This is a genomic window from Gammaproteobacteria bacterium, assembly GCA_019911805.1.
GTDB lineage: Bacteria > Pseudomonadota > Gammaproteobacteria > Thiohalobacterales > Thiohalobacteraceae > JAHJQQ01.
This window is the reverse complement of sequence record JAIOJV010000076.1, coordinates 15,416-39,395: the sequence shown is the minus strand read 5'-3', so window position 1 is coordinate 39,395 and position 23,980 is coordinate 15,416. Positions and strand designations below refer to the sequence as shown.

The window sequence follows — 23,980 nt, the reverse complement described above, 5'->3', positions numbered from 1 at the left end:
TCCGCACCTGTCGTTCCATCGCCGCCTGGGCCGCACCGCCGCGCCGTAACGACACCGGCAGACAGCCGGCCAGGACCTCACCCAGCGGGAAGTGGTAATAGTCGGCGGCCCACTGCGCCAACGCCAGAATATCTGCCGGCAGCAGCGGCTCGTCGTCCAGCACCGCCTCCACCCGTTTCAGCCGGCCGGCGGGGATGTCGCTGCTGGCGACGGTCCCGAGGAGTACCCCGACCGTGCGGGTGCGCCCGAAGGGGATCCGCAGTCGCATACCCGGCTGCCAGGACACCCCCACACCCGGCCCACCCCGCGGCGGCAGGTAATCGAACAGCCGGTAAAGGGGCGACGGTACTGCGACGCGCAGGATGGGTTCAGCCATGCCGATCCCGTCGGGGGACGAAATTTTTCTGGCCTGGATTAGCGGTCATGGTTGATGCGGATTCTCACCTGAAAAGGCTAAGCCATTATTCCCGTTAGGACTCGCCGGTTATCCACAAAATCTGTGGATAACTCTGTGGACTTTTTGGGGTCAACCGCCCCGAGACCGCACCATTGTGGCATCTCTGTTAAAACGGTCAAATCCTGTCCTACCGTTTTAGGCATTAATAATCAGTGCGTTACGACACCAGTATCTGTCCATTGACAATTGCCGGGCAATGCTTGCCGCAGCCTACGAGACGCTTGGCCATCTGTGTATAAAAATCGCTTAGAGGGCTTGAAATACACGTCCGCCTGTGGTGGCCGCGCCCCGTTCGATGTCCGCCAGCGGGTCTGGAACACGTATTGTCTTATCCAAATCACACGCTTACCGGTGCGGCGCGGTCCGCGGGTACTCGCCGGAGCGCTCCCGGCAAGGGGTGTGCCAATCATACCGCCCGCGGCTCCCGCACGGAGCATAGCAACGATGGGGATTTGGCGTCGCCGGAAAGGCCGTCGCCGGGGCGCCCCGAAGCCGCCTGCGACCAGTCGCCGGCGGACCCGCGGCGAGGTCGCAGGGGGAATAACGGTTACGCCTGCCCGCCGGTGGACTCGACGGCGACGACCTGTCCGGCGCACTACCATTGGAAGGGCGGAGGAGGCGTGGGCGGGATCGGTGTGGTAAGAATTGACCTTGCGGTCGCAGTCGTGCGCGCAGATGGGATGAAAGGTGTTTGGTTGCAGTACCCCGGGTCCAGGGACGTGCTGGGAGCCGGGTGCTACGTACTACACGATCCACGTATAGTCAGGCAATGGAAATTCAATACATCAAGGAGATCATCATGAAAAGAGTAGATCAAAAAGTTGCTGTGATAACGGGTGCTGCCTGCGGCATCGGGAGAGCGACCGCCCTCTTGTTGGCCCGGGAAGGGGCCAAAGTGGCCGTCACAGACATTAACGATAAAGCGGGTAACAGTCTGGCGGACGAGATCAACGCAGCGGGCGGCCTGGCGAGGTATTGGCATCTCGATACCACGGATGAAGACAACGTGCAGAAGGTCTTTGCAGAGGTTGTCGGTGAGTTTGGATCGATCGATATCCTGATCAACAATGCCGGCATCGCCGGCGTGGATAAACCGACTCATGAGATATCCAAGCAAGAGTGGGAGACACTCATGAGCATCAATGTCACTGGTGTATTCCTTTGTACCAAACACGCCATCCCCTACATGCAAAAGATATCCGCAGGAAGCATTATCAATATGTCCTCCATCTATGGCCTGGTAGGTGCCGCGGACCTGCCTCCCTATCATGCCTCCAAGGGTGCCGTTCGCTTGATGAGCAAGAATGATGCGTTGATGTATGCGAAAGACAATATCCGGGTCAATTCCATACACCCGGGTTTTATCAGGACGCCGCTCGTCGAGGCGCTTGCGGAAGAATCCCCGGGAGGTGCTGCGGCATTCATGAGCCAGCTTGATAGTCTCCACCCCATCGGCCATACCGGGGAACCCGACGATGTTGCCTATGGCGTTCTGTACCTGGCATCCGATGAATCTAAATTCGTGACCGGCGCCGAGTTGGTTATCGATGGCGGCTATACCGCCCGATAGAGAGCATGACAGGTGGTGTGTCGAACAGGAGCAACGGAAGGCGGGAACGACTTGCACGACTACAGGGTGTCGTGCCATTCGGATCAGACTCGATCGCCCCTCTCCGTTTGACCCAACCACGGCATAGTGGTTTGACAGCCCCGGGATTGCCGTCTATTAGATAGGCTGAGTCGCGTCAGATCAGAAAATCCCGCTGGTTCCCGAATTCCCACAGTCGGAGGCTGTTATGAAAACCGATCCCCCCAAGCTCCCCGATTGGGATGCCCTGCGCGGAAAACTGCAGGACAGCGGTGCCGCCCCCGAGGTGCTGGACCGCTACGATGAAATCGTCTCGCGGCGTTCGTTTTTCGGCCTGGTGGGCCGCGGCGGCGTGGCGGCGGCCCTGCTCGGCACCGGTGCCGGCGGCTATGCGGCCCTGAGCGGCCTGTTCGGGCGCGGCCTGATCCCGGAGGCCTGGGCCGAGGAGGCCGAGCAGTCCGTCAGCATCCCTGGCAAGCCGGGCATGATCGTGCACAGCTCCCGACCGGTGAACGGCGAGTTCGCACCCCACGAACTGGCCGATCGGGTCACCCCTACGGCGCGCATGTTCGTGCGCAACAACGGTACGGTGCCGGCGCGCGCCGAGGCCCGCGATCCGCAGGGCTGGAAACTGACCATCGACGGCGAGGTGAACCGGCCGCTGGAGATCAGCTTGGATCAATTGCGGCAGATGCCCGCCACCACGGTGCATGCCTGCATCGAGTGCGGCGGCAACGGCCGCGTCCTGTTCAATCCGCAACCGCGTGGCAACCCCTGGGCTCGGGGCGCCATCAGCTGCTCCGAATGGAAGGGCGTGCGCCTCGCCGATCTGCTGCGCGAAGCGGGCCTCAAGGACAGCGCGGTCTATACCGGCCATTATGGCGAAGACCTGCACCTGGGAGGCAAGGACGAACCGCCCATCTCGCGGGGTATCCCCATCGACAAGGCCATGGAGGAGCACACCATCGTGGCCTATGAAGTAAACGGCGAGGAACTGCCCGGCCTCAACGGGTACCCCGTACGCCTGGTGGTACCCGGCTGGGTCGGGAGCTGTTCGCACAAGTGGCTCACCCGGATCTGGGTGCGCGACCAGGTGCATGACGGCCCCAAGATGGGCGGCTATTCCTACCGGGTCCCGGCCTATCCCGTGCGTCCCGGCGACGTGCCACCCGAATCGGATATGGTCATCGCCACCTCCTGGGTGATCAAGTCCATGATCACCTCGCCTGCCGAGGATTTCCGTGTGAAGGCTGGGGATAAGGTGAAGGTACGCGGCCACGCCTGGGCCGGCGAAGACAAGGTCAAGGACGTGATGATCTCCACCGATTTCGGCATTCACTGGGAGAAGGCCAAGCTGACCAAGTCTTCGCAAAAGTACGCCTGGAATGCCTTCGAAGCGGAGGTCAGCTTCCCCGGTCGTGGCTACTACGAGATCTGGGCGCGGGCCTTCGACGATCAGGGCAGCAGCCAGCCCATCATCCAGCCCTGGAACCCGCGCGGCTATCTCGGCAACGTGGTGCATCGCGTGTCGGGCATGGTCAGCGCCTGACCGTGCGCCGGACCGGAATCACGTTGCTACTGTCACTGCTCGTCTGCGCCCCGGTCGGGGCGGCGTCGGACGCGGACCCTCAGCCCGGCAAACAGCTGTTTGAAACCCAGTGTGGCAGCTGCCACGGCCTGGAGTTGCCGAAATCGCAGCGCCTGGACCGTTTCAACTGGAAGTGGGTAATCGACGACATGGTCAACGAGTTCGGCGCCACCTGGATCACCGAGGAGCAGCAGGAGCAGATCCTCGAGTACCTGGTGGAGGCCTACGGGCCCGACCGGCCGCGCTGAACGCTGGCTGGACGGTTGCGCACGGCGGGCCGCTGCGAACCGTCGCCGCTGGTGGCACAACAGCCACCTGACGCTGAATCGGGTGATGCCAATTACCTGCTTCTACCGGCTCGGCGTGCCACGACTCTCATGACCCCCACTTCTCGAACCGCCCGGTGCGGACCCACGCACCGGGCGGTGTGGTATGGGCGTCCCGACTCGGCCTACAGCTGCTTCACTTCCTGAATCAGCTTGCCCGCCACTTCCTGGCCGTCGCCGTAGAGCATGCGCGTGTGGTCGAGGAAGAACAGGGCGTTCTCGATGCCGGAGAAGCCGGTGCCGCGGCCGCGTTTGATCACGATGACGTTCTTGGCCTTGTCGGCATCGAGGATCGGCATGCCGTAGATCGGGCTGTGGGGATCGGTACGTGCCACCGGGTTGACCACGTCGTTGGCGCCGATGATGAGTGCGACATCGGCGGTCGGGAATTCGGCGTTGATCTCCTCGAGGTCGTAGATCTTGTCGTAGGGCACACCGGCCTCGGCCAGCAACACGTTCATGTGACCGGGCATGCGGCCGGCGACGGGGTGGATGGCGAACTTCACCGTCACACCCTTCTCTTCGAGCTGCTTGCAGAATTCCCAGACCTTGTGTTGCGCCTGGGCGACCGCCATGCCGTAGCCGGGCACGATGATGACCTTGCTGGCGTAGGCCATCATCACCGCCGCGTCACTGGCATCGATCTCCTTCATGACGCCGCCGGCGTCGTGCGCCGCCTCTTCGCCACCACTGGCGCCGAAGCCGGAGAACAGCACGTTGCTGATCGGCCGGTTCATGGCCTTGGCCATCAACTGGGTGAGCAGCGTGCCGGCCGAGCCCACCACCGTGCCAGCGATGATCATGGCGGCATTGCCGAGCACGAAGCCCTCGAAGGCCACCGCCAGGCCGGTCAGGGCGTTGTACAGCGAGATCACCACCGGCATGTCGGCACCGCCGATCGGCAGGGTCATCATAATGCCGAAGGCGAGTGCCAAAACGAAGAATGCCAGCAGCGGGAAGCCGCCCGTGGAGCTGCCGAAGATGAGTATGAGCCCGAAGATGACGGTCGCGATGAACACCACCAGGTTGAGCTTCTGCTGACCGGGGAAGAGAAACGATTTCTTCATCAGGCCCTGCAGCTTGGCGAAGGCGATCATGGAGCCGGAGAAGGCCACCGAGCCGATCAGCCCACCGCCCACGGCGAGCACCAGGAAGCTCTGGCTGTGAAACTCACCCTTGAGCAGCTCCACGACCGCGATCGCCGCCGCGGCACCGCCACCCATGCCGTTGTAGGTGGCGATCATCTGCGGCATGTCGGTCATGGCGACCTTCTTACCGGTGTACCAGGCGGCGCCGCCGCCGATCAGAATGGCGAGGATGATCAGGCCGTAGTTGTGCATGCCCGGGTAGAAGAAGGTGGCAAGGGTCGCCACCAGCATGCCGGCACCGGCCCAGACGATGCCGTCACGCGCCGTCTTCGGCGAGCTCATGCGCTTGAGGCCGAGGATGAACAGCACGGCCGCGGCGAAATAACTCAACTCAATCATTTCGCGGGCTCCTTACTGCTCTTGAACATTTCGAGCATGCGCTCGGTGACGACGTAGCCGCCGACGGCGTTGCCGGCCGCGAGCATGACGCCGATGAAGCCGATGAGGTGTTCCGCTTCGGTGTCGGCATGGCCCAGGGCGACCATGGCGCCGACCAGCACGATGCCATGCACGAAGTTCGAGCCCGACATCAGTGGGGTGTGCAGGATGACCGGCACACGTGCGATCACCTCGTAACCGGTGAACGCGGCCAGCATGAAGATGTAGAGTGCCGTGAAGCCTTCGATCATGAGGATTCTCCTTCCACCAGCGCGCGGGTCGCTGCGTGCCTGATTTCGCCGGCGTGAGTCAGCGCGCTGTCGCGGATGACCTCGTCGTCCCAGTCCAGCTCGAGTTTGCCATCCTTGATCATCGGGCTGAGGAAATTGAGCAGGTTCTTGGCGTACATCTCGCTGGCATGCACCGGCAGCATGCTGGACACGTTGAGCGGCCCATAGATGATCACGCCATTGTGTTCGAGCTGCTCGCCGGGCCGGGTCAGCTCGCAGTTGCCACCGCCCTCGGCGGCCAGGTCGATGATCACCGCGCCGGGCTTCATCTGCTCGACCACGGCGGCCGGGATGATGCGTGGCGATGGGCGGCCGGGGATGGCGGCGGTGGTGATGACGGCATCGGCCGCGGCGACGTGCTTGGCGAGGATCTCGGCCTGCTTGGTCTTCTCCTCGTCGGTCAGCTCCCGCGCATAGCCGCCGGTGCCTTCGGCGGCCACGCCGGTATCGACGAACTTGGCGCCCAGCGACTGTACCTGCTCCTTGGTGGCGGCGCGCACGTCGTAGCCCTCGACCATGGCGCCGAGGCGCCGGGCGGTGGCGATGGCCTGCAGGCCGGCGACCCCGGCACCGATCACCAGCACCTTGGACGGGCGGATGGTGCCGGCGGCGGTGGTCAGCATGGGGAAGAAGCGTCCGCTGCGGTCAGCGGCCATCAGCACGGCCTTGTAACCCGCGACCGCAGCCTGCGAGGACAGCGCATCCATGCCCTGGGCGCGCGAGATGCGCGGGATCAGTTCCATGGCAAAACTGGTGATTTTGCGGTCGCGCAGCCGGGCGACCAGGTCGGCGTTCTTGTGCGCCTGCATGAAGCTGATCACCACCGCGCCTTCCTTGAGGGCGTCGGCCTCTTCCAGGGTCGGTGGCTGCACCTTGAACAGCACGTCCGCCTGGCCGAGCAGGGTCTTGCGGTCGGTAACGGCCTCGGCGCTGGCGTAGGCGCTGTCGGGTTGGTAGGCACTCAGGCCGGCACCGGACTCGAGCAGGATCTTGCAGCCCAGCTTGGTGAAGCGCTCGGCGACGCTGGGGTCCAGGGCAACGCGGCGTTCGTCCGCGGTGGTTTCCTTCGGTACGGCCACAACAATTGGCATGCTCAGGTTCTCCGCATCCGGTCGGGATGGCTGTGCTCAAAGTGGGCACCGGCGCGGTATGTATAGGCGCCCCATGGTGGCGGATCCTACCGCGAATCGCGCCGGTAACGGCCGTCATCAGTAGCCGAAAAAGGGGACATGATACCGGAATCCCAGCGCCGATTGAATACGCGGCGGGGTTGCCGGGTGCGCGCCGCCGTCCATCCCGGGGTTGAAAGCCACTGCTCCAGTGAAGTTTACTTTTAACGCTATTTCTGACATAAATGCGGGGATTCGGGGAGCTTGTACTGTGTTCAGTCTGACGCATCAGATTCTGCGCACGGACGCCGCCGGTATGCCGCTGGAGTGGGTCAACTACCGGGACGCCGTACGCCTCTATTACCTGGGGCAGGTGGCCTACGCCTGCGGCAGCACCCTGGTACGGGTGCGCGGTGGCATCAATGCGCGTACCGGGTTGCGCAGTCAGATCGATCTCAATTCCATCATCGCGACCCACGGCAGCAATCACGCCCTGAGACAGGCACGCGACAGTTATATCCCACCACTCAACAACGCCGCACTGTTCAAGCGTGATGCCGGCCTGTGTCTCTATTGCGGTACGCATTTCCGTGACAGCGAGTTGTCGCGCGACCATGTGACGCCACTCAGCCAGGACGGTGCGGACACCTGGAACAACGTGGTCACCGCCTGCAAGCGCTGCAACAACCACAAGGCCGGTCGCCGCCCCGAGCAGGCGCAGATGGAGCTGCTGGCCGTCCCGTTCACACCAACCCACGCCGAGTACATCTATCTGCAGGGTAAGCGCGTCCTCGCCGACCAGATGGAATTCCTGCGCGCCCACTTCCCGCGCCACAGCCCACTGCACCTGCGCCTGGCGGCCGGGGCCTGAACGGTTCTTTTTCTGTGAACCGCCAAGACGCGGAGGCCGCCAAGAAAACCTGATTGAACCGCCAAGACGCCAAGGAAAATCTGGTTAAACCGCCAAGGCGCCAAGACGCCAAGAAAATCATTATTCATGAAAAATCTTGGCGTCTTGGCGCCTTGGCGGTTTCCCAAATCTTTCTTGGCGACCTCCGCGTCTTGGCGGTTCACAAAATCCCTTGGGGCTTTGCGGTTCAAGGTTCGTGGTACCAGCAGACTGCATGAATATCTGGCACGACATCGGGGAACACATCCGTAGCGCGACCGGCATAGCTGTGCGCGGCGCGCGGGAATCCGTCGGTGGTGGCTGCATCAACCAGGCGGTGCGGCTGCCGGGCGTGGGGCGCGATTTCTTCGTCAAACTCAACGACGCGGCGCAGGCCGACATGTTCGCGGCCGAGGCCGAGGGGCTGCGCGAGATCGCCGCGACGCGCACCGTGCGCGTGCCCGCGCCGGTGTGCTGGGGTGTCGCTGGAGACAAGACCTATCTGGTGCTGGAGCACCTGGCGCTTGGGCGTGGCGGTAATGGTGCGCTGCTCGGCACGCAACTGGCGGCGATGCACCGGGTCACGCGCGCGGAGTTCGGCTGGCAGCGCGACAACACCATCGGCTCGACGCCGCAGATCAATACGCCCACCGCCGACTGGGTCGGCTTCTGGCGCGAGCGCCGGCTGGGCTATCAACTGGAACTGGCAGCCAGTAATGGTTGGGGCGGGGAGTTGCAGCGTCTGGGAGAGCGGCTGCTGCTGGGGCTCGACGGGCTGTTCGATGACCACCGCCCGCGGCCCTCATTGCTGCACGGCGATCTCTGGGGCGGCAATCACGGCTATCTCGCCGACGGGCAGCCGGTGATCTTCGATCCGGCGGTGTCGTTCGGTGACCGGGAGGCCGATCTGGCCATGACGGAGCTGTTCGGCGGGTTCGGCGACGCATTCCAGACGGCCTACCGCGAGGCATGGCCGCTGGAGACGGGTTATCCACTGCGCAGGACGCTGTACAACCTGTACCACGTCCTCAATCATTTGAACCTGTTCGGCGGGGGCTATCACGACCAGGCAGTCGGGATGCTGCGCTGGCTGCTGGCCGAACTGGGCGGGTGAGAGAACCCGCCGCCCGCCGGACTGCTGCCGGGAGATCGATCAGCGTGCGTGGTAGGGGCGGCTCAGCTCGTGGACTGCGTCGATCATGGCCGCCGCATGCGCCGGTTCGATCTGCGGATGGATACCGTGGCCGAGATTGAATACGTGGCCGGGGCCGGCACCGTAGCCGGCAAGCACCCGTTCGACCTCGGTGCGGATGTGTTCCGGCCGCGCATAGAGCACCGCCGGGTCGAGATTGCCCTGCAGGGCGACGCGGTCGCCGACGCGCGCACGCGCCTGGCTGATGTCGGTGGTCCAGTCGAGGCCGAGGGCGTCGGCACCGGAGTCGGCCATCGCCTCCAGCCACTGTCCGCCACCCTTGGTGAACAGGACGATGGGTATGACCTGCCCCTCATGTTCGCGGTTCAGGCCGGCGATGATCCGGGTCATGTAGTCCAGCGAGAAGACCTGATACTCGCGCGGTCCCAGGGCGCCGCCCCAGGTATCGAACAGCATGACCGCCTGGACGCCGGCCGCGATCTGGGCGTTGAGGTAGGCGGTTACCGCCGCCGCCAGCGTTTCCAGCAAGCGATGCAGCAATTCGGGCCGGTCGTAGAGCATGGCCTTGAGGATGGCAAAATGCTTGCTCGAGCCGCCCTCGACCATATAGGTCGCCAGTGTCCATGGGCTGCCGGAAAAGCCGATCAAGGGTACGCGACCGTGCAGTTCGTGACGGATCAGGCGCACGGCGTCCATCACATACCGCAGCTCGCCTTCCGGGTCGGGCACACCGAGTGCGCGCACGTCCGCCTCGGTGCGTACCGGTTTACGGAAGCGCGGGCCCTCGCCTTCCTCGAAGTACACACCCAGCCCCATCGCATCCGGCACGGTCAGGATGTCGGAGAACAGGATGGCGGCATCCAGCGGGAAGCGCTCCAGCGGCTGCAACGTCACCTCGCAGGCCAGCTCGGGTGCCTGGCACAGACTCATGAAATCGCCGGCCTTCTCGCGCGTGGCGCGGTATTCAGGCAGATAACGTCCGGCCTGGCGCATCATCCACACCGGCGTGACATCCACGGGCTGGCGCATCAGGGCGCGCAGGAAACGATCGTTCTTCAGTTGGGTCATAAGCGAAATTTCACCACAAAGGACACGAAGGACACAAAGAGTTCAAAAATGACAAAGTAGCCCGAGGTATGGCGCGGGTTGCATCGTCAGGACTCACGCGATCGGACCAACGCGGTCTCCAATCGAATGGTAGCCAGGCAAGACTGCAGCAGCGAACATGATTTCTCCCTTTGTGTCCTTCGTGTCCTTTGTGGTTCAAAACAGTTACCGCGGCAGATCGGAACTGCCCATCAGGTACTCGTCGACGGCGCGCGCGCATTGGCGGCCCTCGCGGATCGCCCAGACGATCAGCGACTGGCCGCGCCGCATGTCGCCGGCGGCAAAGACCTTGTCCAGTGAGGTGTTGTAGGCATTCGCACCATCGGTCGCGCCTTGCACGTTGCCGCGGCCATCCAGCGTCACGCCGAGTTCTTCGAGCATGCCCGCGTGCACGGGATGTACGAAGCCCATGGCCAATAGTACCAGATCGGCCTGCAGTTCGAACCCCGAGCCGGGGACCTCGGTCATTCTCCAGGCGCCGCCGCTATCCCTGCTCCATTCCACCTTGGCGCATTTGATCGCGCGGGCCTGGCCGTTCTCGCCGACAATCTCTTTGGTCGTCAGCGACCACATGCGCTCGCAGCCTTCCTGATGCGAAGACGAGGTGCGCAGCTTGTGCGGCCAGTCGGGCCAGGTCAGGGCCTTGTCTTCCTTCTCCGGCGGCTTGAGCAGGATCTCCAACTGGGTAACCGAGGCGGCGCCCTGGCGGTTGGAGGTGCCGATGCAGTCGGAACCGGTATCACCGCCGCCGATCACCACGACCTGTTTGCCGGTGGCCATGATGGACTGCGCCACGGGGACGTCGTCACCGGCGACACGCCGGTTCTGCTGGGGCAGAAATTCCATGGCGAAGTGCACGCCCCGCAGCGCGCGGCCGGGGATCGGCAGGTCGCGCGGGTGTTCGGAGCCACCCGTCAACACCACGGCGTCGAAATCCTTGAGTAACTGCTGTGCCGGCAGCGTCACGCCGACGTGGACGCCGGTCTCGAAGCGTACGCCTTCGGCGACGAGTTGCTGCAGGCGCCGGTCGATGAGGTGTTTTTCCAACTTGAAGTCGGGGATGCCGTAGCGCAGCAGGCCGCCGATGCGGTCGGCCTTCTCGAACACCGTGACCGCATGGCCGGCGCGCGCCAGCTGCTGCGCGCAGGCAAGCCCCGCCGGTCCCGAACCGACGACGGCGACGGTCTTGCCGGTCGGGTGTGTGGGTGGCTGCGGTAGGAGCCAGCCGTTCTCCCAGGCCTTGTCGACGATGGCACACTCGATGGACTTGATGGTTACCGGGTTGTCGTCGATGTTCAGCGTACAGGCAGCCTCGCAGGGGGCGGGGCAGATGCGGCCGGTGAACTCGGGGAAGTTGTTGGTCGAATGCAGCACCTCGCTGGCACGCTGCCAGTCGCCCCGGTACACCAGATCGTTCCAGTCCGGGATGATGTTGTTGACCGGGCAGCCCTGGTGGCAGAACGGGATGCCGCAGTCCATGCAACGCGCACCCTGCCGGGCGAGTTCGTCGTCGCTGAGCGGGAGGGTGAATTCGCGGTAGTGCCGGAGGCGTTGCTCGACGGGGGCATACGTGCGCTCGTGGCGGGCGTACTCCAGAAAGCCGGTGGGTTTGCCCATAGGATCTACCTGCCTCCCACGACGGCGGCCCGCCCCGTGGATTCCTGTGCCTGTTTCGTCTGCTCCAGCGTGCGCCGATAGTCCGTGGGCATGACCTTGACGAACAGCGGCAGGTATCTCGCCCAGTTGTCCAGGATCACGCGCGCCCGCTCACTGTCGGTGTAGTGAAGGTGACTGCTGATCATCGAGCGCAGCCGCTGCGCATCGAAGCGTGTCATGTCGCTCCTGACGTCCACCTGGCCGTGGGTCTCCAGATCACCACCCTGGTGTTCGCTGCGCTCCAGCGCGGCGTCCTCTTCCGGCACGGGTTCGAGTTCGACCATGGCGAGATTGCAGCGCTGCTCAAAGTCGCCGGCCTCGTCGAGCACGTAGGCCACACCGCCGCTCATGCCGGCGGCGAAGTTGCGTCCCGTGTCGCCCAGCACCACGACGACACCACCGGTCATGTATTCGCAGCCATGGTCACCCACGCCTTCGACCACGGCCGAGGCACCGGAGTTGCGCACGGCGAAGCGCTCGCCCGCGACGCCGCGCAGGAAGCATTCGCCCGTGATCGCGCCGTAGAGCACAGTGTTGCCGGCGATGATGTTCTCCTCGGGCACAATGGGGCAGTCGGGTGGCGGATAGACGACGATGCGGCCGCCCGACAGGCCTTTGCCTACATAATCGTTGGCCTCGCCCTCCAGTTCCAGCGTCACGCCGTGTGCCAGCCAGGCACCGAAGCTCTGCCCGGCGATGCCTTTCAGCTGCACATGAATGCAGTCGGCGGGCAGCCCGGTGTGACCGTAGCGCTCAGCGACGCGTCCGGAAAGCATCGCACCCACCGAACGGTTGACGTTCTTGACGGCCGTCTCGATGCGCACCGGCTCGCCGCGTTCCAGCGCCGGTCCGGCCTGTGCGATGAGGGTGTTGTCGAGTGCCCGTTCCAGACCGTGATCCTGGGTCTCGCAGTGGTGCACGGCCACATCCGGTGCAGGCGTCGGCATATGCAGAATACGCGACAGGTCCAGGCCGGCGGCCTTCCAGTGATGGAGGGCGCGGCGCGTGTCGAGCCGGTCGGCGCGGCCGGTCATCTCGGCGACGGTGCGGAAACCAAGCTGCGCCATGAGCCGGCGGACTTCCTCGGCGACGAAGAAGAAATAATTCACCACATGCTCGGGCTTGCCGGTGAAGCGCTTGCGCAGCACCGGGTCCTGGGTGGCGACGCCGACCGGACAGGTGTTCAGGTGGCACTTGCGCATCATGATGCAGCCCTCGACGATCAGCGGCGCAGTGGCGAAGCCGAACTCGTCGGCGCCCAGCAGCGCGCCAATGACCACATCGCGGCCGGTGCGCAGGCCACCATCGACTTGCACGGCAATACGCCCGCGCAGCCGGTTGAGCACCAGCGTCTGGTGGGTTTCGGCCAGCCCGATCTCCCAGGGGCTGCCGGCGTGTTTGATGGACGTCAGCGGCGAAGCACCGGTGCCGCCGTCATGACCGGCGATGGTCACGTGGTCGGCGTGCGCCTTGGAGACGCCCGCGGCGACGGTGCCGACGCCGACCTCGGATACCAGCTTCACGCTGATGCGTGCCCTGGGGTTCACATTCTTCAAGTCGTGGATCAGTTGCGCGAGATCCTCGATCGAATAGATGTCGGGATGCGGCGGCGGTGAGATCAGGCCGACCCCCGGGGTCGAGTGGCGTACCGTGGCGATCCACTGATCCACCTTGTGACCGGGCAACTGGCCACCCTCGCCGGGCTTGGCGCCCTGTGCCATCTTGATCTGGATGTCGTCCGCATTGACCAGGTATTCGGTGGTCACGCCGAAGCGTCCCGATGCCACCTGCTTGATGGCCGAGCGCATGGAGTCGCCATTTTTCAGCGGCTTGAAGCGTGAACGGTCCTCGCCACCCTCACCGGTATTGGACTTGCCACCGATGCGGTTCATGGCGATCGCCATCGTCGTGTGTGCCTCCCAGGAGATCGACCCGAAGGACATGGCACCGCTGGCGAAGCGCTTGACGATCTCCTTGGCCGGCTCCACCTCATCCAGCGGGATGGGTTGGTCGGCGAACTTGAAGTCGAACAGGCCGCGCAGACTCAGCAGGCGTTCGTTGTGCGCATCGATGAGCTGCGAGAACTCGGCGAAGGTCTTCGGATCGTTGGCGCGCGTGGCGTGCTGCAGCTTGCTGACGGTCTCCGGCGTCCAGGCGTGATCGTCGCCGCGCAGCCGGAAGGCGTAGTCGCCGCCGGCATCGAGTGCGTTGCGGTAGATCGGCGCATCACCGTAGGCATCGCGGTGCCAACGCAGCGCCTCCGCGGCGATCTCGGCCAGACCCGCACCCTCCACCACGCTGGCGGTACCGGTGAAATACCGGTCGACGAATTCGGTCTTGAGCCCGACGGCATCGAAGATCTGTGCGCCGCAGTAGGACTGGTAGGTCGAAATGCCCATCTTGGACATGACCTTGAGGAGGCCCTTGCCAACCGCCTTGATGTAGCGCTTGTGGGCCTCGGCTGCGTCCACGTCCTCGGGGTAATCGGCCTGCATCGAGCCGATCGTCTCGAAGGCCAGGTACGGATTGATCGCCTCGGCGCCGTAGCCGGCCAGGCAGGCGAAGTGGTGTACCTCGCGCGCCGCACCGGTCTCCACCACCAGGCCGCACTTGGTGCGCAGACCGGTATGCACCAGGTGGTGATGCACGGCGCTGGTCGCGAGCAGGGCGGGGATCGCGACCTGCTCGCGGCTCATTTCGCGGTCGGAGAGGATGATGATGTTGTGGCCCGTGCGGATCGCCGCCTCGGCCGCATCGCACAAGCGTGTCAGTGCGGGCTCCATACCGGCGGCACCCTGATCGCTCGGATAGCACATCGAGACCGTGTGGGTGCGGAACGCCCCCTGGGTACTGCCCGCGATCGTACGGATGCGCTCGAGGTCCTGGTTGGTCAGGATCGGTTGATGCACTTCGAGGCGCATGTGCATGCCGGCGTTATCGACGTTCAGCAGGTTGGGGCGCGGCCCGATCAGCGACACCAGCGACATCACCAGTTCCTCGCGGATCGGATCGATCGGCGGGTTGGTGACCTGGGCGAAATTCTGCTTGAAATAGTTGAACAGTGGCTTGGGCCGGTTCGACAGCACGGCCAAGGGGTTGTCCGCACCCATGGAGCCGACCGCCTCCTGGCCGGCAACGATCATGGGCTGCAGCAGGATCTTGACGTCCTCCTGGGTGAAGCCGAACGCCTGCTGACGATCGAGCAGGGTGGCGGGGTCGCCGCCGTTGCCCTGGGCGGCGGCCGGCAGGTTCTTCAGGTGGATCTGCGTCCGGTCCAGCCACTGCTGGTAGGGGTGGGCCGCGGCCAGCTGTGTCTTGAGCTCGGCATCGTCGATGATGCGGCCCTGTTCCAGGTCGATCAGGAACATCTTGCCGGGCTGCAGGCGCCATTTCTTGATGATCTTGTGGTCGGGGATGTCGAGCACCCCCATCTCGGAGGCCATCACCACCAGGTCATCGTCGGTGATCAGATAACGCGCCGGGCGCAGGCCGTTGCGGTCGAGCGTCGCACCGATCTGGCGGCCGTCGGTGAAGGCCACCGCGGCCGGGCCGTCCCAGGGCTCCATCAGGGCGGCGTGGTATTCGTAGAAGGCGCGGCGCTGCTCGTCCATGAGGGGGTTGCCGGCCCAGGCCTCGGGGATGAGCATCATCATGGCGTGCGCCAGTGAATAGCCACCGCTGACGAGCAGTTCCAGCGCGTTGTCGAAGCAGGCCGAGTCGCTCTGTCCCTCGGGGATCAGCGGCCAGAGCGTGTCCAGAGCGGCGCCCAGCTGTGTCGAGGCCAACGTGCCGCGGCGTGCACGCATCCAGTTGACGTTGCCGCGCAGGGTGTTGATCTCGCCGTTGTGGGCGATCATGCGGAAGGGTTGGGCGAGGTCCCAGGACGGAAAGGTATTGGTCGAGAACCGCTGATGTACCAGCGCGAGCGCCGTGTCGACACGTGCGTCACGCAGGTCGAGGTAGTAGCTGCCGACCTGGCTCGCCAGCAGCATACCCTTGTAGACGAGGGTACGGCTGGACAGGGACGGGATATAGAAGTGCTGTGCCCCTTCCCAGCCCGCCGCGCGGATGGCGTTCTCCGCGCGCTTGCGGATCACGTAGAGTTTGCGTTCGAAAGCGTCCTGATCGGCGGTGTCCGGACCGCGGGCGATGAACAGCTGGCGCACCTGCGGTTCGACCGCCTTGACGGAGGCGCCGAGCCCGGTATTGTCCACTGGGACATCGCGCCAGCCGATCAGTGTCTGGCCCTCGCTCGCGACGGTCTGCTCCAGCAGCGCCTGACATTGGCTACGGACCGCGTCCGTCTGCGGCAGGAAGATCATACCGACGCCGTACTCCCCGGGCGCGGGCAGTTGCAGGTCGAGCGCAGCGCACGCCGCGCGCAAGAAGGCGTCGGGGATCTGCAACAGGATGCCCGCACCATCGCCGGCCAGTGGGTCGGCACCCACAGCACCGCGGTGCGTCAGATTCTCCAGGATCTGCAGACCCTGGCGTACGATGGTGTGGCTTTTGTGCCCCTTGATATGGGCGACAAACCCGACGCCGCAGGCATCGTGTTCGTTGGCGGGATCGTAGAGCCCCTGTCTGGGCGGAAAGCCGACATGGCCCATCGTGGTACCTCGCGCGTGCGTTCCCTATTCCGGAAATTACGCGGCGCGCCACCGCGCGCGTCCCATCGGGCATGAATAGGCTGTGCCCCACGGGGGCGCGAGTATAGCGCCGCATAATCGGCGGTTCAATTCTAGAGATGCTGCGGTGCCTGCCTGCTGCCGGCACGGGACGCGCGACGGTTCAGTGGGCCACGGTGGTTACACTGTGGTCATGGTTTTTTCAGATCGGCGTGCACGGATGCGAAGCTGCGTGGCCAGGGTTTCGCCTTGCGTACCGCCATCGGCAGACCACCGATGGCGGCGCGGGCGGCGTCGAGCGAGGCATAGTCACCCTGCACGAGCACGTACCAGTCTCCACCCTTATATTCGGTACGGAAGTAGGCCACCGGCGGCGGTAGCGCCTGCTGTGCGGCATAGTTCTGCAACGCGGTTTCGGTGCGTACCCCGAGCAGCTGCAGGGTGAAACGTGTCCCCGGACGAGCGCTCAGCCATTCCTCGCGGAGCAGTTCGGTTGGCGCGGATGTCGCGGCCGTGGCGGACAGTGTGGGCGCCACCGATCTCACCGGGGCGTCGGCAGGGGTCTCCGGGGCCGATGGCACCGCTGCGGCGGCTGGCTGTTCGGAAGGCCGTTCGGTGGTGGCCGGCACGGGGATGGGGCCAGCGGTCGTTTCGGCCGGTGGCGGCGGCGTCGCCGGAGTGGCCGGGGTGGGTATTGGCGGATCCGAGGGTGATGCGGCCTCCGGGGGTAATACGGCCTCCGGGGGCGGAGCGAGTTCCGGTCCCGGCACGGGCTGCGGTTCCGTGGCTGGTGACGGTGGAGTGACGGTGCCCGCGTCGGGCTGTTGAGTGGGTTCTGCGGCCGGGGTCGGTAGCACGTCGGCCTCTGCAGTGACGTCATCATCCGGCGGCGGGCCGGGGTCGATCGGTGGCAGTGCCTCCGGGGGGAGACGCAAAGCGAGTGCGGGTTCGGTGGTCGTGGTCGACGGGGCGTTCTCACGACCGGCATTCATCAGCAGATAGGCAGCGCCCGCCAGGGCCAGGACACCCAGGCCGGCCACGCCCCAGACTGGCCTGCCCGGCGACGGCCGGCGGGGGGCGGCGCTACCGGTCCGGTTGCGGGTGGCGATGCGCTCGGCATGCCCTATCAGGGCCTCGTGGGCCAACACGTTCAGCCGGCCAGGGCGGCCGTCGGCGGCCTTGTGCATGGCACGGATCTCGGTGAGGCTGAAGGGGCAGTCGCCCGCATGACCGGCGACCGCCAGGCGGTACATGAGATAGGCGGCTGACTGCTGTTCATCGAGGCGCGGGATGTCCAGCCGATGCAGCAGCGGCTGCTGGGGGCTATGCAGGCCGATGTCGGTCAACCGCTGTTCGAGTGTGTCGTCGCCGAACAGGACGATGCGGATGGCCTTGAGTGTCTCGCCCGGTGATCCGCCCAGGGTCAGCAAGGCACGCAGCACGGCCTCGGGCAGACGTTGCGCGTCGTCGACGACCGCGACCGCGAGCTGACCACCCTGCTGGAGTCCCTGGCCATGCCGCAACAGATTGGCCTTGATGCGATCCGCATCCGGATCGAGCGGCAGACCGAAGCATTCCGCCAGGCCACCGAACAGCTCCGTCGCCAGCGTGATCCGCGCACCTTCCAGCCGGCAGAGGCGCCAGCCGTTACCGCCACGCCGCAGGAACTGCTGCAGCAGTGTGGTCTTGCCCGCTCCCTCGGGACCGATGACGCCGATGAGCATGTCACCGAAACGGCTGAGGTGCTGTAACAGATCGAGCCGTTGCAGCAGCATCGGATCGGCATAGAAGAACTGGTCGTCCGGCTGATCCAGAAAGGGTGCCCGTTCCAGCCTCAGCGTGGCCAGATAGTCGGGCGGTCGTTGCGTCGATGTGTTCTGCGAACTCAAGGTTGTTCCAATCCCTGAATAAAGACGACGCGGTAGCCACGCTTGAGCTGTTCGTCGCGTGCCTTGAGCAGGGCATTCTCGGCCTGCTCACGTCCGGGGAAGTGCTGACGCACCACCCGCCCGCTCGAGCCCTGGTAGCCCCACTCCCGCACCAGGGTCCAGCCTTCCAGCAGGTCTTCCTGCAGGTGCAGATGATAGTACCGGGGAGCGGCATCGCCGCCAACCGACGTTTGCATGTAGATGCGCATGGCTATTCAGATACACGAGGCCAGGCGCAAGATGCAGGCGCAAGGGCCTGCTCCGCAGTCACGACGTCCGGCGCCGTGATGCGCGTATTTCGGTCGGGTGACGCGCCTGTCGACTCTTGCATCTCGGCCTTCTGACCTTCAGGTCAGCTCCTTGGGATTGTAGACCCGCTCGTGTTCAGTGATGGCATAGCGGTCGGTCATGCCGGCGACGTAGTCGGCCACGGCGCGCGCCCGCCCGGCCTCGCCGTCGGCGGCCTCGAGGCGCTGGCAATGGTTGCGCGCCTCGTCCGGCAGCAGCCCCGCATCTTCCATAAAGGCCTCGAACAGTGCAGTGACCACGCGCCCGGCCTTGGTCGTCATGCGGTGCACGCGGTAGTGCTTGTAGAGGCGGTTACGCAGGAAGCGTTTGAGTTCGAGATTGCGTTCCCGCATGGCCTCGCTATAGCTGATCAGTGCTTCTGGATGTCGCCGGACCGCCTCGATATCGGTTGGACCCGCCTGTTGCAGGCGGGTCAGGCTGGTCTCGACGAGATCGACGACCTGAGTGTTGATCATACGCCGGACGATCTCGTGTACGGTACGGCGCTGGGACAGCTGCGGATAGCGGTGGCGGACCTCCTCATACTGGTCCCGGAACAGGCTGATCTCCACCAGTTCATCCATCTCGATGAGGCGTGCACGCAAACCGTCGTCGACGTCGTGGCTGTTGTAGGCGATCTCGTCGGCGAGGTTGGTCAGTTGTGCCTCGATGCTGGGCTGCCGCCGCTCGATGAAGCGCACACCGACGTCGCCCAGGGTGCGTGCCACCGCAACGGAACAATGCTTGAGTATCCCCTCGCGTGCCTCGAAGGTGAGATTGAGCCCGTTGAAATCGGCGTAGCGTTCCTCCAGTTCATCGACCACGCGTAGCGACTGCAGATTATGTTCAAAGCCCCCGTAGAGCTGCATGCAGGCGTTCAGGGCGTCCTGGCCGGCATGCCCGAACGGCGTGTGGCCGAGATCGTGAGCCAGTGCGATGGCCTCGGTGAGATCCTCGTTCACGCGCAGGGCACGGGCGATGGAACGCGCGATCTGCGCAACTTCGATGGAGTGGGTCAGCCGGGTACGGAACAGATCACCTTCATGATTCACGAAGACCTGGGTCTTGTACTCCAGTCGCCGGAACGCGGCAGAATGGATGATCCGGTCGCGGTCGCGCTGGAATTCACTGCGGTAGGCGGGCCCCGGCTCGGCATGCCGCCGGCCGTGCGAGTGCGCATCGGTCGCTGCGTAGGGTGCGAGTCCCTGGCCGCTGTCTGCCACACTCCGGCTCATTGTCTGTTGCGCTCCAGTGAGATGGGAAAAATTCGTCAGGACCTTGATGGCACGTACTTAAACCCTTCCTGGCCACGGAATCCACGGAACAACACGGAAAGAATTCACGATGTAAACTGCGGATCATCCCCCACGGTTTGGTCTCCGGGCTTTATACAGTGAGCCTTTTTCCGTGTCATTCCGTGTGCTTCCGTGGCCATTTCCCGAGACATCGGCTTACGTACGTATCATTCCTGTCAGGGTCCAGGTTTCTCCGGTCATGGGGTGGTCACGCGCAGGCGTGTGCGTGGGCCGCATCCAGCGTCGACCGCAGCTGCCGTGGGTCGAAGTCATCGCTGACCAGCGCCTTGCCGATACCCTGCAGCAGCACCAGGCGCAGACCACCATCCAGCACCTTCTTGTCCACCGCCATGAACTCCAGAAAGCGTTCGCTGTTCATTTCCGGAGGGATGACGACGGGGAGGCGGGCGCGCTCCAGCAGACGCTGGATGCGATCCACATCTGGCGCGTCGAGCCAGCCCTGCCGGGCGGACAGCTGTGCCGCCAGCAACATGCCGGTCCCCACTGCCTCGCCGTGCAGCCAGGTACCATACCCCATGCCGGTCTCGATGGCATGGCCGAAGGTGTGCCCCAGATTCAGCAGGGCGCGCTGACCGCTTTCGCGCTCGTCAGCGGCCACGACCTCCGCCTTGCTGCGGCAGGAGCGTTCGATGGCATGGGCGAGGGCCTCCGGATCGCGTGCCAGCAGACGATCCATGTTCACCTCCAGCCAGGCGAAGAACTCCGGCTCGCGTATCAGCCCGTACTTGATGACCTCTGCCAGTCCCGCCGACAGCTCGCGGTCGGGCAGTGTGTCCAGTGTAGTGGTATCGATTATGACGGCATTGGGCTGGTGGAAGGCGCCGATCATATTCTTGCCGAGGCGGTGATTGACACCGGTCTTGCCACCGACCGAGGAATCGACCTGTGCCAGGAGCGTGGTCGGGACCTGGATGAAATCCACGCCGCGTTGGTAGCTCGCCGCCGCGAAGCCGCAGATGTCTCCGACAACGCCGCCGCCCAGCGCGATCAGGGTACAGTGCCGGTTGAAGCGGTTCTTCAGCAGGGCATCGTAAACGAGATTCAGGGTTTCCAGGGTCTTGTAGGCCTCACCATCGGGCAGGCTGATCGAGCGCAGCACGAAATCCTGCAGGGCGTGCTCCAATCGTGCCAGATAGAGTGGGGCCACGCGGGTATTGCTGACCACCAGCACCTGTCGACCGTGGATGTGGGGTACGAACAGTCGTGGATCGGACAGCAGGTCGCTGCCGATATGGATCGGATAGCTGCGTTCGCCGAGATTAAGTTGAAGGGTGCGCATGGACATTCCTGTCACGGCCGGAAACGGGTACGTCAAAGGCATGAGGATAGAGTAATCGCCCCGCCAGGCAAAGTCCGACAGGCTCCTAGCGACGCTGTGTGCGACCGTGCTTTGAACGATGAGGTTTTATCAGTCGCATGATGTGGTTGACGACGTCCCGCGCGGTGCGTCCATCCGTGGGGATGACGATGTCGGCGATTTCCCGGTAGAGGGGGTCGCGCACTGCCAGCAGTTCTTCCAACCTGCGTTTCGGGTCGTCCGTCTGCAGCAAGGGCCGGTTACGGTCTTTGCCGGTCCGTGCCAACGTCTGCGCCGCTGAGGTCTCGAGGTAGATCACGGTACCGCGCGCGGCCAGGTGGCAACGGTTCGCAGCATCGAGGATGGCGCCGCCGCCCGTTGCCAGCACGATGTTCTGTAGCTGACTCAGTTCATCGATGACACCACACTCCCGGCTACGGAATCCGGCCTCACCTTCGAGTTCGAAGATCAGTGGGATACCGACACCGGTACGCCGTTCGACTTCCCGATCACTGTCGATGAAGTCGCGCTTCAGCAGCCGTGCGAGGTGGCGGCCGATGGTGGTCTTTCCGGACCCCATGGGGCCCACCAGAAATAAATTGCCCGGCATGTTGGTCATGCCGGGCAGATATGCCAGAAAGCCTGGCCGCTGACAAGCGTCGCGATAGCCTTAGAAGGCGGCGAGATTCTCCTTCAGAATACGCGGTGTCACGAAGATCAGCAGCTCCGACTTCTTGTTGACGCTGCGATTATTGCGGAAGGCGACCCCGACACCCGGCAGATCGCCGAAGAATGGGATCTTGGCGACCTCGTTACTCTTCTCGTGGATGTAGATGCCACCCAGCACCGCAGTATCGCCGTTGTCCACCAGCACCTGGGTCTCCACGGAGCGCGTATCGATGGCTGGTATGCCCTCGGGCCCGAAGCGCTCACCCACCGTATCCTGGGTCACGCGCAGGTCCATGACCACGCGGTCATCGGGTGTGATCTGCGGGATGACCGTCAGGGAGAGAGTGGCCTCCTTGAAGCTGACGGTCGCCGCGCCGCTGGAAGAGGCCTCGCGATAGGGGATCTGCACACCGTCACGGATGACCGCTTCCTTCTGGTTGGCGGTGATCACGCGTGGGCTCGAGACCACCTCGCCACGGCCCTCGGCCTGCATGGCGGACAGCTCCAGGCGCAGCAGATCGCGACCGGCACGGCCAATGATGAAGTTGATGGCCGAGGTGGCGTTGGGTGCGCGCAGATCGGCGAACAGGGCGTCGACCGGCGGATCGGAGTCGTTGGGATTCGCGATTGTGGTCGGGAAGAAGTTTGGATTATAGGCCAGGTCGCCCGGCATACCGCCGCCGACCCCCGTATTGGTGGTGTTGGAGCTGTCCATGCGACCCCCGCCCCAACGCACGCCCAGTTCCTTGGCGAAGTCGTCGCTGGCGATCACGATACGTGACTCGATCAACACCTGCCGGACCGGGATGTCCAGGGTGGTGACGAGCTTGCGGATGTCGGCCAGCTTCTCGGCCGTATCGCGGATCAGCAGTGTGTTGGTGCGCTGATCAATGGTCACCGTGCCGCGCTCGGACAACATCGATGTGCCTTCCTCGCCCTTCAACAGTTCCGCCAGGTCGGCGGCCTTGGCGTAGTTGACCTGGATATATTCGGAATACAACGGTGCCAGTTCCTCGATCTGCTTCTGGGATTCCAGTTCGAGTTTCTCCCGCGCGGCGATCTCCTCGCTGGGGGCGACCAGAATCACGTCGTTGCTCTTGCGCATCGCCAGGCCCTTGGTCCTCAGCACGATATCCAGGGCCTGATCCCAGGGGACGTTTTGCAGGCGCAGCGTCAGGTTGCCGGTGACGGTGTCACTGACCACGATGTTGGTGCCGGTGAAATCGGCGATCAACTGCAGCACCGAGCGGACCTCGATATCCTGAAAATTGAGGGACAGGCGTTCCCCTGTGAAGCCCAGCTTCTCGCGGCGACGTGCCTCCTGTTCTTCTTTCGTGGTGGGTTTGATCTCTACCGTGAACAGATTATCAGTCTGGTAGGCCACATGGTCATAGTCGCCGGAAGGGGCGATCACCATGCGGACATTCTTGCCCTTGACGAAGGTATCGACGGTCTTCACCGGCGTGGCGAAGTCGGAGACGTCCAGGCGACGGTGAAGGTTTTCAGGCAGTTCGGCACCGAAGAAATCGAGCACCACCTGCCCCGCTTCCTGGCGCATGTCGACCGGCATGTTGGGGCTGGCCAGGGTGATGATCACACGGCCTTCGCCCTGGTCGCCACGGCGGAAATCGACATTCTGGAGGGCGTTGCCGGACATGGCAGCTTGCGGTGCAGTCGCGGTGGTACCGGCACTCGGCATTGCGGACGCCGCGGCCGCGGTACTGGCGCTGTCTTGCAGGGTCACGACGATCATGTTGCCCTCGACGCGCGTATCGTAGGGGGCCATCTGCACCAGATTGATAACCACGCGCGTACGTCCCTGCGCCTCGATCGCCGTCAGGCTCTTGGCCAGGCCGACGCCGATCGGCTGCGGGGCCTTGCCGAGTGCATTGTGCGTATCCGGCAGATCGAGGGCGATACGTGCGGGGTTGTCGATCGTGAAGCTCAGCGGCTTCTCCGGCGGCTGCTCCATTTTCAGGATGACCTGAACCTTGTTCCCCGGCAGGGAGCCGACATCGATGGCCTCCAGCGTATTGGCGGCGAATGCCGTTGGGATACCCAGGGCGAGCCCTCCGATCACGCCGAACAGCCAGCGCTTTGCGACGCTGCCCGGCGAGCTGGAGCTGTGAATTGACTTCTTGGTACCGATACTCATCATGACAGTG

At 64.3% G+C, this 23,980-nt stretch carries 19 protein-coding genes; 6 read left to right on the top strand and 13 right to left on the bottom strand.

Annotated elements, in window-relative coordinates:
* Positions 1-376 (bottom strand): primosomal protein N' (locus K8I04_09160; protein MBZ0071876.1); only part of this gene is annotated, 376 nt, incomplete at its 3' end.
* A gap of 880 nt (positions 377-1,256) precedes the next feature.
* On the opposite strand from K8I04_09160, the gene K8I04_09155 reads away from it, so the two are divergent.
* The 3 genes from K8I04_09155 to K8I04_09145 all read left to right on the top strand — a co-directional run bounded on the left by K8I04_09155 (position 1,257) and on the right by K8I04_09145 (position 3,881).
* On the top strand, positions 1,257-2,027 hold the full coding sequence (locus K8I04_09155) for a glucose 1-dehydrogenase (GenBank protein MBZ0071875.1): 771 nt from the start codon (positions 1,257-1,259) through the stop codon (positions 2,025-2,027).
* 226 nt (positions 2,028-2,253) lie between these two features.
* Positions 2,254-3,594, top strand: a complete 1,341-nt coding sequence (locus tag K8I04_09150; protein ID MBZ0071874.1) for a sulfite oxidase — start codon at positions 2,254-2,256, stop codon at positions 3,592-3,594.
* On the top strand, positions 3,591-3,881 hold the full coding sequence (locus K8I04_09145) for a cytochrome c-552 like protein (GenBank protein ID MBZ0071873.1): 291 nt from the start codon (positions 3,591-3,593) through the stop codon (positions 3,879-3,881). The genes K8I04_09150 and K8I04_09145 overlap by 4 nt, the downstream gene beginning before the upstream one ends.
* Before the next feature lie 203 nt (positions 3,882-4,084).
* Here the strand turns inward: K8I04_09145 and K8I04_09140 are convergent, their stop codons facing one another.
* From K8I04_09140 to K8I04_09130, 3 genes are read right to left on the bottom strand one after another with little or no spacing between them, the layout of a single operon-like run.
* Positions 4,085-5,446, bottom strand: coding sequence for an NAD(P)(+) transhydrogenase (Re/Si-specific) subunit beta (locus K8I04_09140; GenBank protein ID MBZ0071872.1), 1,362 nt, complete (start codon positions 5,444-5,446; stop codon positions 4,085-4,087).
* Complete coding sequence (locus K8I04_09135; protein ID MBZ0071871.1) at positions 5,443-5,736, bottom strand: NAD(P) transhydrogenase subunit alpha; 294 nt, start codon at positions 5,734-5,736, stop codon at positions 5,443-5,445. The genes K8I04_09140 and K8I04_09135 overlap by 4 nt, the downstream gene beginning before the upstream one ends.
* Complete coding sequence (locus K8I04_09130; protein MBZ0071870.1) at positions 5,733-6,866, bottom strand: Re/Si-specific NAD(P)(+) transhydrogenase subunit alpha; 1,134 nt, start codon at positions 6,864-6,866, stop codon at positions 5,733-5,735. Before K8I04_09130 ends, K8I04_09135 begins: the two co-directional genes overlap by 4 nt.
* A gap of 334 nt (positions 6,867-7,200) precedes the next feature.
* On the opposite strand from K8I04_09130, the gene K8I04_09125 reads away from it, so the two are divergent.
* From K8I04_09125 to K8I04_09115, 3 genes are read left to right on the top strand one after another with little or no spacing between them, the layout of a single operon-like run.
* A complete protein-coding gene (locus tag K8I04_09125; GenBank protein MBZ0071869.1) occupies positions 7,201-7,755 on the top strand; it encodes an HNH endonuclease in 555 nt (184 codons plus the stop codon).
* Between the two features lie 53 nt (positions 7,756-7,808).
* Entirely contained in the window at positions 7,809-8,012 is a 204-nt protein-coding gene (locus K8I04_09120; protein MBZ0071868.1) for a hypothetical protein, read from the top strand.
* A complete protein-coding gene (locus K8I04_09115; protein ID MBZ0071867.1) occupies positions 8,009-8,887 on the top strand; it encodes a fructosamine kinase family protein in 879 nt (292 codons plus the stop codon). Before K8I04_09120 ends, K8I04_09115 begins: the two co-directional genes overlap by 4 nt.
* 39 nt (positions 8,888-8,926) lie before the next feature.
* Here the strand turns inward: K8I04_09115 and hemE are convergent, their stop codons facing one another.
* From hemE to K8I04_09070, 9 genes are all read right to left on the bottom strand, one after another.
* Positions 8,927-9,994: a uroporphyrinogen decarboxylase gene (gene hemE, locus K8I04_09110; GenBank protein MBZ0071866.1), complete on the bottom strand. Its 1,068-nt coding sequence runs from the start codon at positions 9,992-9,994 to the stop codon at positions 8,927-8,929.
* Positions 9,995-10,198: 204 nt separating this feature from the next.
* The gene (locus K8I04_09105; GenBank protein ID MBZ0071865.1) at positions 10,199-11,650 is read right to left on the bottom strand and encodes a glutamate synthase subunit beta; all 1,452 of its coding nucleotides are present in this window, start codon (positions 11,648-11,650) and stop codon (positions 10,199-10,201) included.
* 5 nt (positions 11,651-11,655) lie between these two features.
* Positions 11,656-16,299 (bottom strand): glutamate synthase large subunit, encoded by a 4,644-nt coding sequence (gene gltB, locus K8I04_09100; protein ID MBZ0071864.1) that lies wholly within the window; start codon positions 16,297-16,299, stop codon positions 11,656-11,658.
* Between the two features lie 209 nt (positions 16,300-16,508).
* Positions 16,509-18,206: an AAA family ATPase gene (locus tag K8I04_09095; protein MBZ0071863.1), complete on the bottom strand. Its 1,698-nt coding sequence runs from the start codon at positions 18,204-18,206 to the stop codon at positions 16,509-16,511.
* The gene (locus tag K8I04_09090; protein MBZ0071862.1) at positions 18,203-18,454 is read right to left on the bottom strand and encodes a WGR domain-containing protein; all 252 of its coding nucleotides are present in this window, start codon (positions 18,452-18,454) and stop codon (positions 18,203-18,205) included. Before K8I04_09090 ends, K8I04_09095 begins: the two co-directional genes overlap by 4 nt.
* A gap of 138 nt (positions 18,455-18,592) precedes the next feature.
* On the bottom strand, positions 18,593-19,768 hold the full coding sequence (locus tag K8I04_09085) for a deoxyguanosinetriphosphate triphosphohydrolase (GenBank protein ID MBZ0071861.1): 1,176 nt from the start codon (positions 19,766-19,768) through the stop codon (positions 18,593-18,595).
* A gap of 268 nt (positions 19,769-20,036) precedes the next feature.
* A complete protein-coding gene (aroB, locus tag K8I04_09080; protein MBZ0071860.1) occupies positions 20,037-21,128 on the bottom strand; it encodes a 3-dehydroquinate synthase in 1,092 nt (363 codons plus the stop codon).
* A gap of 85 nt (positions 21,129-21,213) precedes the next feature.
* Positions 21,214-21,756: a shikimate kinase AroK gene (aroK, locus tag K8I04_09075; protein ID MBZ0071859.1), complete on the bottom strand. Its 543-nt coding sequence runs from the start codon at positions 21,754-21,756 to the stop codon at positions 21,214-21,216.
* Positions 21,757-21,816: 60 nt separating this feature from the next.
* Positions 21,817-23,970 (bottom strand): type IV pilus secretin PilQ, encoded by a 2,154-nt coding sequence (locus tag K8I04_09070; protein MBZ0071858.1) that lies wholly within the window; start codon positions 23,968-23,970, stop codon positions 21,817-21,819.
* Positions 23,971-23,980: the final 10 nt, after the last annotated feature.

Excerpts from the sequence above, each read along its gene's own strand:
- K8I04_09155 (MBZ0071875.1), top strand. The coding sequence starts at position 1,257 with ATGAAAAGAGTAGATCAAAAAGTTGCTGTGATAACGGGTGCTGCCTGC.
- K8I04_09150 (MBZ0071874.1), top strand. The coding sequence starts at position 2,254 with ATGAAAACCGATCCCCCCAAGCTCCCCGATTGGGATGCCCTGCGCGGA.
- K8I04_09140 (MBZ0071872.1), bottom strand. The coding sequence starts at position 5,446 with ATGATTGAGTTGAGTTATTTCGCCGCGGCCGTGCTGTTCATCCTCGGC.
- K8I04_09135 (MBZ0071871.1), bottom strand. The coding sequence starts at position 5,736 with ATGATCGAAGGCTTCACGGCACTCTACATCTTCATGCTGGCCGCGTTC.
- K8I04_09130 (MBZ0071870.1), bottom strand. The coding sequence starts at position 6,866 with ATGCCAATTGTTGTGGCCGTACCGAAGGAAACCACCGCGGACGAACGC.
- K8I04_09125 (MBZ0071869.1), top strand. The coding sequence starts at position 7,201 with ATGCCGCTGGAGTGGGTCAACTACCGGGACGCCGTACGCCTCTATTAC.
- K8I04_09115 (MBZ0071867.1), top strand. The coding sequence starts at position 8,009 with ATGAATATCTGGCACGACATCGGGGAACACATCCGTAGCGCGACCGGC.
- hemE (MBZ0071866.1), bottom strand. The coding sequence starts at position 9,994 with ATGACCCAACTGAAGAACGATCGTTTCCTGCGCGCCCTGATGCGCCAG.
- K8I04_09105 (MBZ0071865.1), bottom strand. The coding sequence starts at position 11,650 with ATGGGCAAACCCACCGGCTTTCTGGAGTACGCCCGCCACGAGCGCACG.
- gltB (MBZ0071864.1), bottom strand. The coding sequence starts at position 16,299 with ATGGGCCATGTCGGCTTTCCGCCCAGACAGGGGCTCTACGATCCCGCC.
- K8I04_09090 (MBZ0071862.1), bottom strand. The coding sequence starts at position 18,454 with ATGCGCATCTACATGCAAACGTCGGTTGGCGGCGATGCCGCTCCCCGG.
- K8I04_09085 (MBZ0071861.1), bottom strand. The coding sequence starts at position 19,768 with ATGAGCCGGAGTGTGGCAGACAGCGGCCAGGGACTCGCACCCTACGCA.
- aroB (MBZ0071860.1), bottom strand. The coding sequence starts at position 21,128 with ATGCGCACCCTTCAACTTAATCTCGGCGAACGCAGCTATCCGATCCAT.
- aroK (MBZ0071859.1), bottom strand. The coding sequence starts at position 21,756 with ATGCCGGGCAATTTATTTCTGGTGGGCCCCATGGGGTCCGGAAAGACC.
- K8I04_09070 (MBZ0071858.1), bottom strand. The coding sequence starts at position 23,970 with ATGAGTATCGGTACCAAGAAGTCAATTCACAGCTCCAGCTCGCCGGGC.